An 11,307-nucleotide genomic window follows, 5' to 3' on the forward strand; every position below is an offset into this window, starting at 1 on the left:
ACACCGTTTCCGGTGTCCCCCTCAGGGCTGCTAGTCGCGGGCCGCGGTCAGATGTTCGGCGTGTTCCTGGAGTGAACGCACTCCCACGTCACCCCGATTGAGGGCGTCGATGCCCTGGACGGCCGCGGCGAGCGCCTGGACGGTCGTCAGGCAGGGCACGGAGCGCGCCACGGCGGCCGTACGGATCTCGTAGCCGTCGAGGCGGCCTCCGGTGCCGTACGGGGTGTTGACGATGAGGTCGACCTCGCCGTCGTGGATGAGCTGGACGATGGTCTTCTCGCCGTTCGGACCGGTGCCCTCGTTCTGCTTGCGGACGACCTTCGCGTTGAGGCCGTTGCGCCGGAGGACCTCGGCCGTGCCGGAGGTGGCCAGCAGCTCGAAGCCGTGGGCGACCAGTTCACGCGCCGGGAAGATCATCGAACGCTTGTCCCGGTTGGCGACCGAGATGAACGCGCGCCCCTTCGTCGGCAGCGGGCCGTACGCCCCGGCCTGCGACTTGGCGTACGCCGTACCGAAGACGGAGTCGATGCCCATGACCTCGCCGGTGGACCGCATCTCCGGGCCGAGCACGGTGTCGACGCCCCGCCCTGAAGTGTCCCGGAAGCGGTTCCAGGGCATGACGGCCTCCTTGACGGAGATCGGCGCGTCCAGCGGCAGTTCGCCGCCGTCGCCGGTCGCCGGGAGAAGTCCCTCGGCCCGCAGTTCGGCGACGGTCGCGCCGAGCGAGATCCGGGCGGCGGCCTTCGCCAGCGGCACCGCGGTCGCCTTCGAGGTGAAGGGGACCGTACGGGACGCGCGCGGGTTGGCCTCCAGGACGTACAGGATGTCGCCGGCCAGCGCGAACTGGATGTTGATCAGACCGCGGACGCCGACCCCGCGCGCGATGGCCTCGGTCGAGGTCCGCAGCCGCTTGATGTCGAAGCCGCCCAGCGTGATCGGCGGCAGGGCGCACGCCGAGTCGCCGGAGTGGATACCGGCCTCCTCGATGTGCTCCATGACGCCGCCGAGGTACAGCTCCTCGCCGTCGTACAGGGCGTCGACGTCGATCTCGATCGCGTCGTCGAGGAAGCGGTCGACCAGGACCGGCCGGGAGGGGCTGATCTCGGTCGACTCGGCGATGTAGGACGACAGCCGGGTCTCGTCGTACACGATCTCCATGCCGCGCCCGCCGAGGACGTACGACGGGCGTACGAGGACCGGGTAGCCGATCTCGTCGGCGATGGCCTTGGCCTCGGCGAACGTCGTCGCCGTGCCGTGCTTGGGGGCCGGGAGGCCGGCCTCCGCGAGGACGCGGCCGAAGGCGCCCCGATCCTCGGCGGCGTGGATGGCCTCGGGCGGGGTGCCCACGACCGGTACGCCGTTGTCCTTGAGGGCCTGCGCCAGGCCCAGCGGGGTCTGCCCGCCGAGCTGCACGATCACGCCCGCGACCGGGCCGGCCAGCGTCTCCGCGTGGACGATCTCCAGCACGTCTTCCAGCGTCAGCGGCTCAAAGTACAGGCGGTCGGAGGTGTCGTAGTCCGTGGAGACGGTCTCGGGGTTGCAGTTGACCATCACGGTCTCGTAGCCCGCGTCGCTCAGCGCGAAGGAGGCGTGGACACAGGAGTAGTCGAACTCGATGCCCTGGCCGATGCGGTTGGGGCCGGAGCCGAGGATGATGACGGCCGGCTTCTCGCGGCTCGCCACCTCGGTCTCCTCGTCGTACGAGGAGTAGAAGTACGGCGTCTTGGCCGCGAACTCGGCGGCGCACGTGTCGACCGTCTTGTACACCGGGCGCACGCCCAGCGCGTGCCGTACCTCGCGCACGACGTCCTCGCGCAGGCCCCGGATCTCGCCGATCTGCTGGTCGGAGAAGCCGTGCCGCTTGGCCTCGGCCAGGAGTTCGGGGTTCAGCCGCTCGGCCTCCGCCAGCTCGTCCGCGATCTCCTTGATCAGGAACAGCTGGTCGACGAACCACGGGTCGATCTTCGTGGCGTCGAAGACCTCCTCGGGCGTGGCGCCCGCGCGGATGGCCTGCATGACGGTGTTGACGCGCCCGTCGGTCGGCCGGACGGCCTCGGCCAGCAGCTCGCCCTTGTCGCCGGGCTCGCCGACGAAGGTGAACTGACTGCCCTTCTTCTCCAGCGACCGCAGCGCCTTCTGGAGGGCCTCGGTGAAGTTGCGGCCGATGGCCATGGCCTCGCCGACCGACTTCATGGTGGTGGTGAGGGTGGAGTCGGCGGACGGGAACTTCTCGAAGGCGAAGCGCGGAGCCTTCACCACCACATAGTCGAGCGTCGGTTCGAAGGACGCCGGGGTCTTCTCCGTGATGTCGTTCGGGATCTCGTCGAGCGTGTAGCCGACGGCGAGCTTGGCGGCGATCTTGGCGATCGGGAAGCCGGTCGCCTTCGACGCGAGGGCCGAGGAACGCGACACGCGCGGGTTCATCTCGATGACGATGATGCGGCCGTCGTCCGGGTTGATCGCGAACTGGATGTTGCAGCCACCGGTGTCGACCCCGACCTCGCGGATGATCGCGATGCCGATGTCGCGGAGGCGCTGGTACTCGCGGTCGGTCAGCGTCATCGAGGGCGCGACGGTGATCGAGTCGCCGGTGTGCACGCCCATGGGGTCGAAGTTCTCGATGGAACACACGACGACGACGTTGTCGTTCTTGTCGCGCATCAGCTCCAGCTCGTACTCCTTCCAGCCGAGGATGGACTCCTCCAGGAGCACCTCGGTGGTCGGAGACAGGGTCAGGCCCTGGCCGGCGATGCGGCGCAGCTCCTCCTCGTCATGCGCGAAGCCGGAGCCGGCGCCGCCCATGGTGAAGGAGGGCCGGACGACGACGGGGTAGCCGCCGAGCGTCTCGACGCCCGCGATGACGTCGTCCATGGAGTGACAGATGACCGAGCGGGCGGACTCGCCGTGCCCGATCTTCGCGCGGACGGCCTCGACGACGCCCTTGAAGAGGTCTCGGTCCTCGCCCTTGTTGATCGCCTCGACGTTGGCGCCGATCAGCTCGACACCGTACTTCTCCAGGACACCCTGCTCGTGCATGGAGATCGCGGTGTTCAGGGCCGTCTGACCGCCCAGGGTGGGCAGGAGGGCGTCCGGGCGCTCCTTGGCGATGATCTTCTCGACGAACTCGGGGGTGATCGGCTCGACGTAGGTGGCGTCGGCGATCTCCGGGTCGGTCATGATCGTCGCCGGGTTGGAGTTGACCAGGATGACCCGGAGGCCCTCGGCGCGCAGGATGCGGCAGGCCTGGGTGCCGGAGTAGTCGAACTCGGCGGCCTGGCCGATGACGATCGGGCCGGAGCCGATGACCAGGACGGACTGGATATCGGTGCGCTTAGGCACGCTGGCCCTCCATCAGTGCGGTGAAGCGGTCGAACAGGTAGGCGGCATCGTGCGGGCCCGCTGCCGCCTCGGGGTGGTACTGGACGCTGAACGCGGGCCGGTCGAGCAGCTGGAGGCCTTCCACGACCTGGTCGTTCAGACAGACGTGCGAGACCTCGGCGCGCCCGAACGGCGTCTCGGAGACCTTGTCGAGCGGTGCGTCGACGGCGAAGCCGTGGTTGTGGGCGGTGACCTCGACCTTGCCCGTCGTACGGTCCTGGACGGGCTGGTTGATGCCCCGGTGGCCGTACTTCAGCTTGTACGTGCCGAAGCCGAGCGCCCGCCCGAGGATCTGGTTGCCGAAGCAGATACCGAAGAGCGGCGTACCGCGCTCCAGGACGGCCTGCATGACGGCGACCGGGTGGTCCGCGGTGGCCGGGTCGCCGGGCCCGTTGGAGAAGAACACCCCGTCGGGGTTGACGGCGTACACGTCCTCCACGGTCGCCGTGGCGGGCAGTACGTGCACCTCGATGCCGCGCTCGGCCATCCGGTGCGGGGTCATGCCCTTGATGCCGAGGTCGACGGCCGCGACCGTGTACTTCTTCGTGCCGATCGCGGGGACGACGTACGTCTCCTTGGTGGCGACCTCGGCCGAGAGGTCGGCGCCCTTCATCTCGGGGGCCTGGCGGACCTCGGCGAGCATCGTGCCGTCGTCGGGCAGCGCGTTGCCGGAGAAGATGCCGACGCGCATGGCGCCGCGCTCGCGCAGATGACGCGTCAACGCGCGCGTGTCGATGCCGGAGATGCCGACCACGCCCTGCTTGCGCAGCTCCTCGTCGAGGGATCGCTGCGAGCGCCAGTTGGAGGGCACGCGCGCGGGGTCCCGTACGACATAGCCCGCGACCCAGATGCGCCCCGACTCGGGGTCCTCGTCGTTGACGCCGGTGTTGCCGACGTGCGGGGCGGTCATGACGACCACCTGGCGGTGGTACGACGGGTCGGTGAGGGTCTCCTGGTAGCCGGTCATGCCGGTCGAGAAGACGGCCTCTCCGAAGGTCACCCCCACGGCCCCGTAGGCACGGCCGCGGAAGATCCGGCCGTCCTCCAGGACGAGTACGGCGGGAGCCTTGCTGGCTCCCCTGGTGGAGGTCGTCATCGTGCGCCTTCCGTTTCCGTCTTGTTGATCATCTGGTTCAGGGTGCGGACCCACTCGTTGTGCTCGGCCGCGGTGTCGGAGCGGAACCCGGAGTCGATCAGCCGTTCGCCGTGCGCCCAGGTGACGACCAGCAGGCCGCCCTCGGTGAGGACCTTGCCGGCGATCCCCTTGTCGAGCCGGGCCTCGCGCAGGGCATCCAGGGGGACGAAGAAGTCGGCCGCCCCGGGGCGTACGACGTCCAGTCCCGCATCCGTCAGCGTCAGCTCGACCCGGCTGCGGGTGCCGAGGCCGTGCGCCACGATGCGGTCCAGCCACTGCCCCGCGGTGGTGGAGCCGTGGTAGCGCCCGCTCATCGTCAGTCTCGCCTCACCGGGCTCGTCCGGCGCGTCAGGCAGCTCGGGCAGGTCGCCCTGGAGCGTGCCGCGCCACTTCCAGCCCTCGCGCATCAGCCAGTAGATGAGCGCGACGAAGAGCGCGAGCCCGACCAGCCAGCCCACCCGGGCGGCCCAGTCGGTCACCTCGGCCGACTTCTGTTCGGCGGCGATGTACGTCAAATCCGGCAGTGATGTCACGCGAGCTTCCCGTCGACGAGCGTGGCCTTGCCCCGGAGCCACGTGTGCGTGACACGGCCCGGCAGCTCACGGCCCTCGTACGGGGTGTTGCGGCTGCGGGAGGCGAAGCCCGCGGGGTCCACGGACCCACGGTATGCCGTGTCGACGAGCGTGAGGTTGGCGGGCTCACCTGCCGAGACGGGGCGGCCGTGGCCCGTCGCCCGCCCGATGCGCGCGGGGGCGAAGGACATACGGTCGGCGACGGTCGCCCAGTCCAGGAGTCCGGTGTCCACCATCGTCTCCTGGACCACTGACAACGCGGTCTCCAGGCCGACCATGCCCATGGCGGCGGCGGCCCACTCGCAGTCCTTGTCCTCGTGCGGATGCGGGGCGTGGTCGGTGGCGACGATGTCGATCGTGCCGTCGGCGAGCGCCTCGCGCAGGGCCAGCACATCGCGCTCGGTGCGCAGCGGCGGGTTGACCTTGTAGACCGGGTTGTACGTCCGGACCAGCTCGTCGGTGAGCAGGAGGTGGTGCGGGGTCACCTCGGCGGTGACGTCGATGCCCCGGGACTTGGCCCAGCGGACGATCTCGACGGACCCTGCGGTCGACAGATGGCAGATGTGGACGCGGGACCCGACGTGCTCGGCGAGCAGCACATCGCGCGCGATGACCGACTCCTCGGCGACCGCGGGCCAGCCCCCGAGCCCCAGCTCGGCCGAGACGACGCCCTCGTTCATCTGGGCGCCCTCGGTCAGCCGCGGCTCCTGCGCGTGCTGGGCGACGACCCCGCCGAAGGCCTTCACGTACTCCAGGGCGCGCCGCATGATCACGGCGTCGTCGACGCACTTGCCGTCGTCGGAGAAGACGGTGACCCCGGCGGCGGACTCGTGCATGGCGCCCAGCTCAGCAAGCTTCTTGCCTTCAAGCCCGACCGTGACGGCCCCGATGGGCTGGACGTCGCAGTAGCCGTGCTCCCGGCCCAGTCGCCAGACCTGCTCGACCACACCGGCGGTGTCGGCGACGGGGAAGGTGTTGGCCATGGCGAACACGGCCGTGAACCCACCGCTCGCCGCAGCCCGGGTCCCGGTCAGCACGGTCTCGGAGTCCTCGCGCCCCGGCTCCCGCAGATGCGTGTGCAGATCGACGAGCCCGGGGAGCAGCACCTTGCCGCTGGCCTCGACGACCTCGGCGCCCTCCTCGGACAGCCCGGCACCGACAGCGGCGATGGTCTCGCCGTCGATCAGGACGTCCTGCGGCTCGCCGCCGAGCACCCGCGCACCACGAATAAGGATCTTGCCCATGTGTCTTACTTCTCCTCGGTACGGGTGTGGGTGACGGCGGGTTCGTTGCCGCCGAGCAGCAGATAGAGCACGGCCATCCGGATGGAGACACCATTGGCGACCTGTTCGATCGCCGTGCAGCGCTCGGAGTCGGCGACCTCGGCGGTGATCTCCATACCGCGGACCATCGGCCCGGGGTGCATCACGATGGAGTTCTCGGGCATCCGCGCCATGCGGTCGCCGTCGAGACCGTAGCGCCGCGAGTACTCGCGCTCGGTCGGGAAGAACGCGGCGTTCATGCGCTCCCGCTGCACGCGCAGCAGCATCACCGCGTCGGACTTCGGAAGGGTGCTGTCCAGGTCGTACGAGACCTCGCAGGGCCAGGCTTCGACGCCGACCGGCACCAGGGTCGGCGGGGCGACGAGGGTGACCTCGGCGCCGAGGGTGTGCAGCAGGTCGACGTTGGAGCGGGCGACGCGGCTGTGCAGGATGTCGCCGACCAGGGTGATCCGCTTGCCGGCGAGGTCCTGGCCGATGCCCGCGTCCCGGCCGACGAGCCGACGGCGCATGGTGAAGGCGTCCAGCAGCGCCTGCGTCGGGTGTTGATGCGTCCCGTCGCCGGCGTTGATGACGGCCGCGTCGATCCAGCCGGAGGTGGCGAGCCGGTACGGGGCCCCGGAGGCGCCGTGCCGGATGACGACCGCGTCGACGCCCATGGCTTCGAGGGTCTGGGCGGTGTCCTTCAGGGACTCGCCCTTGGAGACGCTCGACCCCTTGGCGGTGAAGTTGATGACGTCGGCGGAGAGGCGCTTCTCGGCGGCCTCGAAGGAGATCCGGGTCCGCGTCGAGTCCTCGAAGAAGAGGTTGACGACGGTACGGCCGCGCAGGGTCGGCAGTTTCTTGATCGGCCGGTCGGCGACCCGGGCCATCTCCTCGGCGGTGTCGAGGATCAGGACGGCGTCGTCGCGGGTGAGGTCGGCGGCCGAGATGAGATGACGCTGCATCTTTCAGGCTCCGTAAGGAAGTTCAGGAGATTCCGGGCAGGCAGGGGCATCGCGAAGGGGCGTACGGCGCGGGGCCGCACGCGCGCGTGCTACTGCTGGGCGGTCCGCTTCGCACCGAGCAGGACGGTGTCCCGACCGTCCTCCTCGGCGAGCTGGACCTTGACCGTCTCCCGCAACGACGTGGGGAGGTTCTTGCCGACGTAGTCGGCGCGGATGGGCAGTTCGCGGTGGCCTCGGTCGACGAGGACCGCGAGCTGCACCGCGCGCGGGCGCCCGATGTCGTTCAGGGCGTCGAGGGCGGCGCGGATGGTGCGGCCGGAGAAGAGCACGTCGTCGACGAGGACGACGAGTCTGCCGTCGAGACCGTCACCGGGGATGTCCGTACGGGCCAGCGCGCGCGGCGGGTGCATGCGCAGGTCGTCGCGGTACATGGTGATGTCGAGGGAGCCGACCGGGATCTTGCGGTCGGTGATCTCCGCGAGCTTGGCGGCGAGCCGCTGGGCGAGGAAGACGCCCCGGGTCGGGATGCCGAGGAGCACCACGTCGTCGGCGCCCTTGGCGCGTTCGACGATCTCGTGGGCGATGCGGGTCAGCACCCGCGCGATGTCGGGGGCTTCCAGAACGGGCCGTGCGTCGGCCTCGTACTGCTGCTTGTCCTGCTCAGAGTCCATAGGAAACGGACCTCCTTCTCCGCCTCACAGGACGGATCATTAAAGGACGTCGGAATTGCGCCAACCACGGTACCAGTCCACGCAACATCCCTGTTCACCCCACTGGCGCCATACGTCACCCGTCTGCCGTAACCGCATGTCGCCCACCGTGGAGGAGCCGGGCCGACCCGTTCGGCTTGACGGGGAAGAGTAACGCTGCGTAACCTCACAGTGAGTCACCAGCCGCGCGGCTCGTCCGCACGTCGACACTGTGTCCGGGAGCTATATGTCCAGCGAATACGCCAAACAGCTCGGGGCCAAGCTCCGGGCGATCCGCACCCAGCAGGGCCTTTCCCTCCACGGTGTCGAGGAGAAGTCCCAGGGACGCTGGAAGGCGGTCGTGGTCGGTTCGTACGAGCGCGGCGATCGTGCCGTGACCGTACAGCGCCTCGCCGAGCTGGCGGATTTCTACGGGGTTCCCGTGCAGGAGCTGCTGCCGGGCACCACGCCGGGCGGGGCCGCCGAGCCGCCGCCGAAGCTCGTCCTCGACCTTGAGCGGCTGGCCCATGTGCCGACCGAGAAGGCGGGCCCCCTGCAGCGCTATGCCGCGACGATCCAGTCGCAGCGCGGCGACTACAACGGCAAGGTGCTGTCGATCCGCCAGGACGACCTGCGCACCCTCGCCGTCATCTACGACCAGTCGCCCTCGGTCCTGACCGAGCAGCTGATCAGCTGGGGCGTACTGAACGCGGACGCGCGCCGCGCCGTCTCCCACGAGGAGGGCTGAGCCCGACGGCCTTCAGCCGTTGAGCAGAAACGTGCCGCCGGGGTGGCCGGAACCTACGGGTTCGGGCCACCCCGACGGCGTTCTCCGGGCTTCGGGGACCACGCAGGCACCCGGATGCCACGGGACTTCCCAGCGCCCCTCCTGGCCTTACGAAGCCGCACGAACGCCGTACGGAACGCCGGTGGGCCCCAGCTGTGTGTCGCTGGGGCCCACCGGCGTTCGTCCGTGTGCGTGTGCCGTGCGGCTCAGACCTCGTCGCCGTCGCGGCGCAGCGAGGACTTCAGGTCCTTGAAGCGGCCGAGGAGGCCGTTGACGAACGAGGGCGACTCGTCCGTCGAGAACTCCTTCGCCAGCTGCACCATCTCGTCGAGGACGACGGCGTCCGGGGTCTCGTCGACCCAGATCAGCTCGTAGGCACCGAGGCGCAGGATGTTGCGGTCGACGACCGGCATCCTGTCGAGCGTCCAGCCGACCGAGTACTGCGAGATCAGCTCGTCGATGCGCTTCGCGTGCTGCGCGTACCCCTCGACGAGCTGCATCGTGTACTCGCTGACCGGGGGCTGGCGGGTGTCGGCCCGGGAGAGCCGGATCCAGTCCCCGAGGACCCTCTGGACATCGGCCCCGCGCTGGTCGCCTTCGAAGAGGATCTGGAAGGCACGCTTGCGGGCCGTGTTGCGGGCAGCCACGGTTAGCTGTTCACCCGGCCGAGGTAGTCGCTCGTACGGGTGTCGACCTTGATCTTCTCACCGGTGGTGATGAAGAGCGGGACCTGGATCTGGTGGCCGGTCTCCAGCGTGGCGGGCTTGGTGCCGCCGGTGGAGCGGTCGCCCTGGACACCGGGCTCGGTCTCCTGGACGACCAGCTCGACGGCGGCCGGCAGCTCGACGAAGAGCACCTCGCCCTCGTGCTGCGCGACCGTGGCGGTGAAGCCCTCGATCAGGAAGTTGGCGGCGTCGGCGACGGCCTTGCGGTCCACCATGAGCTGGTCGTACGTCTCCATGTCCATGAAGACGAAGTACTCGCCGTCCATGTACGAGAACTGCATGTCGCGCTTGTCGACAGTGGCCGTCTCGACCTTGACACCGGCGTTGAACGTCTTGTCGACGACCTTGCCGGAGAGCACGTTCTTCAGCTTGGTGCGCACGAAGGCCGGGCCCTTGCCGGGCTTGACGTGCTGGAACTCGACGACGGACCAGAGCTGGCCCCCGTCGAGCTTGAGCACCAGGCCGTTCTTGAGGTCGTTCGTGGAAGCCACGGTTGCGGAATCTCCTGGACTGACGTGGACGACCCCGGGGCAGACGCGACAGCTTCAAGGCTAGAGCGCGAGCAGTTCCTTGGTCGTGATGGTAAGTAGCTCGGGTCCGCCGTCCGCCTCGGGGCGTACGACGAGCGTGTCATCGATCCGGACACCGCCCCGGCCCGGGAGGTGGACCCCCGGTTCGACGGTGACCGGCACGCAAGCGTCCAGTTTACCCATGGCTGCGGGGGCGAGCTGCGGGTCCTCCTCGATTTCGAGTCCGACACCGTGTCCGGTGAGGTCCGGAAGGCGGTCCGCATGCCCCGCGGAGTCCAGCACCTGGCGTGCCGCACGGTCCACGTCACGGTAGGCGGCGCCGGGTGCCAGGGCCTCGCGTCCGGCCCGCTGGGCTGCGAAGACGAGGTCGTACAGCTCGATCTGCCAGTCGGCGGGCGAGGTGCCGATGACAAACGTACGGCCGATCTCGCAGCGATAGCCGCGATAGACGGCGCCAAGACAAACAGAGAGAAAGTCGCCTTCCTCCACCCGCCGATCCGTGGGCCGATGCCCCCTGCGACCGGAATTCGGCCCGGTTGCAACGGCGGTGGCGAAAGCGGGCCCATCGGCGCCGTGATCGACGAGCCGCCGCTCCAGTTCGAGGGCGAGATGCCGCTCCGTACGCCCCACGAGGATGGACTCCAGCAACTCGCCGAGCGCCTGGTCGGCGATCTCGGCGCCGATCCGCAGACAGGCGATCTCCTCCTCGTCCTTCACCACCCGGAGCTGCTCGACGGCGCCACCAAGGTCGGCAAGCCGCAGCCTGGGCGCGACGGACCCGATGGCCCGATACCGGGCCACGGTCAGGTGATGCTCCTCGACGGCGAGGGATTCAGCGCCCTGAGCGGCAGCGAGATCCGCGGCGGCGACGGCCGGGTCACCGCCCGGCACGGACAGTGCGTGCACGCGCAGTGCCTCGTCGGAGCGGCCACCCTCGACGGCCCCCGCGCACACGAGCAGATCCTCACGCTTTCCCAGCAGCAGTACGGCTCCCTGCGGGGCCGCGCCCGCGAGGTACCGCACATTGGCGGCACGGGAGACGAGCGCCCCCGCGCTACCACCCGCGTGACACCGCTCCCGAAGCCGCGCTCGACGCGCCGCGTACACCTCTGACATGCCCCGAGCGTAAGAGCGCGAACGGCTGGCCGCCGGTCGGAGAGGGCCGAGTGGGCGGCACCTGGACACGACCGCAGACTTTCTTCGCCCCCGCCGCCCCTACCCGTCCCATCCTCGGGGGCTGCCGCCCCCGAACCCCCGCCACGGC

10 protein-coding genes are annotated in these 11,307 nt (G+C 69.7%); 1 reads left to right on the forward strand and 9 read right to left on the reverse strand.

Annotated features, from left to right (window positions below; all coding sequences use genetic code 11):
- Window positions 1–30 precede the first annotated feature (30 nt).
- From carB to pyrR, 6 genes are all read right to left on the reverse strand, one after another.
- Entirely contained in the window at window positions 31–3,339 is a 3,309-nt protein-coding gene (gene carB, locus ACWCRB_RS29190; RefSeq protein ID WP_450998878.1) for a carbamoyl-phosphate synthase large subunit, read from the reverse strand.
- Window positions 3,332–4,474 (reverse strand): glutamine-hydrolyzing carbamoyl-phosphate synthase small subunit, encoded by a 1,143-nt coding sequence (gene carA, locus ACWCRB_RS29195; protein ID WP_450998879.1) that lies wholly within the window; start codon window positions 4,472–4,474, stop codon window positions 3,332–3,334. Before carA ends, carB begins: the two co-directional genes overlap by 8 nt.
- Complete coding sequence (locus tag ACWCRB_RS29200; protein ID WP_450998880.1) at window positions 4,471–5,046, reverse strand: PH-like domain-containing protein; 576 nt, start codon at window positions 5,044–5,046, stop codon at window positions 4,471–4,473. Before ACWCRB_RS29200 ends, carA begins: the two co-directional genes overlap by 4 nt.
- Complete coding sequence (locus tag ACWCRB_RS29205; RefSeq protein ID WP_450998881.1) at window positions 5,043–6,329, reverse strand: dihydroorotase; 1,287 nt, start codon at window positions 6,327–6,329, stop codon at window positions 5,043–5,045. Before ACWCRB_RS29205 ends, ACWCRB_RS29200 begins: the two co-directional genes overlap by 4 nt.
- Before the next feature lie 5 nt (window positions 6,330–6,334).
- The gene (locus tag ACWCRB_RS29210) at window positions 6,335–7,312 is read right to left on the reverse strand and encodes an aspartate carbamoyltransferase catalytic subunit (RefSeq protein WP_450998882.1); all 978 of its coding nucleotides are present in this window, start codon (window positions 7,310–7,312) and stop codon (window positions 6,335–6,337) included.
- 89 nt (window positions 7,313–7,401) lie between these two features.
- Window positions 7,402–7,983, reverse strand: coding sequence for a bifunctional pyr operon transcriptional regulator/uracil phosphoribosyltransferase PyrR (gene pyrR, locus ACWCRB_RS29215; protein ID WP_369032028.1), 582 nt, complete (start codon window positions 7,981–7,983; stop codon window positions 7,402–7,404).
- A 265-nt stretch (window positions 7,984–8,248) separates the two neighbouring features.
- Here pyrR and bldD point away from each other — a divergent pair, with 265 nt between their 5' ends.
- Window positions 8,249–8,749, forward strand: a complete 501-nt coding sequence (gene bldD, locus ACWCRB_RS29220; RefSeq protein WP_450998883.1) for a transcriptional regulator BldD — start codon at window positions 8,249–8,251, stop codon at window positions 8,747–8,749.
- A 245-nt stretch (window positions 8,750–8,994) separates the two neighbouring features.
- Here the strand turns inward: bldD and nusB are convergent, their stop codons facing one another.
- Genes nusB through ACWCRB_RS29235 form a run of 3 tightly spaced genes read right to left on the reverse strand, consistent with a single transcriptional unit; the run spans window position 8,995 to window position 11,159 of the window.
- Window positions 8,995–9,435 carry a transcription antitermination factor NusB gene (gene nusB, locus ACWCRB_RS29225; protein ID WP_450998884.1) on the reverse strand — a complete coding sequence of 147 codons (441 nt, stop codon included), beginning with the start codon at window positions 9,433–9,435 and terminating at the stop codon, window positions 8,995–8,997.
- Between the two features lie 2 nt (window positions 9,436–9,437).
- Complete coding sequence (efp, locus tag ACWCRB_RS29230; RefSeq protein ID WP_053744664.1) at window positions 9,438–10,004, reverse strand: elongation factor P; 567 nt, start codon at window positions 10,002–10,004, stop codon at window positions 9,438–9,440.
- 60 nt (window positions 10,005–10,064) lie between these two features.
- The gene (locus ACWCRB_RS29235; RefSeq protein WP_450998885.1) at window positions 10,065–11,159 is read right to left on the reverse strand and encodes a M24 family metallopeptidase; all 1,095 of its coding nucleotides are present in this window, start codon (window positions 11,157–11,159) and stop codon (window positions 10,065–10,067) included.
- Window positions 11,160–11,307 lie beyond the last annotated feature (148 nt).

It is taken from the genome of Streptomyces sp. NPDC002156 (assembly GCF_053593675.1).

What these genes read in the sequence shown, in the direction of transcription:
- ACWCRB_RS29235 (WP_450998885.1), bottom strand. Translation starts at nt 11,159, where the DNA reads ATGTCAGAGGTGTACGCGGCGCGTCGAGCGCGGCTTCGGGAGCGGTGT.
- bldD (WP_450998883.1), top strand. Translation starts at nt 8,249, where the DNA reads ATGTCCAGCGAATACGCCAAACAGCTCGGGGCCAAGCTCCGGGCGATC.
- ACWCRB_RS29205 (WP_450998881.1), bottom strand. Translation starts at nt 6,329, where the DNA reads ATGGGCAAGATCCTTATTCGTGGTGCGCGGGTGCTCGGCGGCGAGCCG.
- pyrR (WP_369032028.1), bottom strand. Translation starts at nt 7,983, where the DNA reads ATGGACTCTGAGCAGGACAAGCAGCAGTACGAGGCCGACGCACGGCCC.
- ACWCRB_RS29210 (WP_450998882.1), bottom strand. Translation starts at nt 7,312, where the DNA reads ATGCAGCGTCATCTCATCTCGGCCGCCGACCTCACCCGCGACGACGCC.
- carA (WP_450998879.1), bottom strand. Translation starts at nt 4,474, where the DNA reads ATGACGACCTCCACCAGGGGAGCCAGCAAGGCTCCCGCCGTACTCGTC.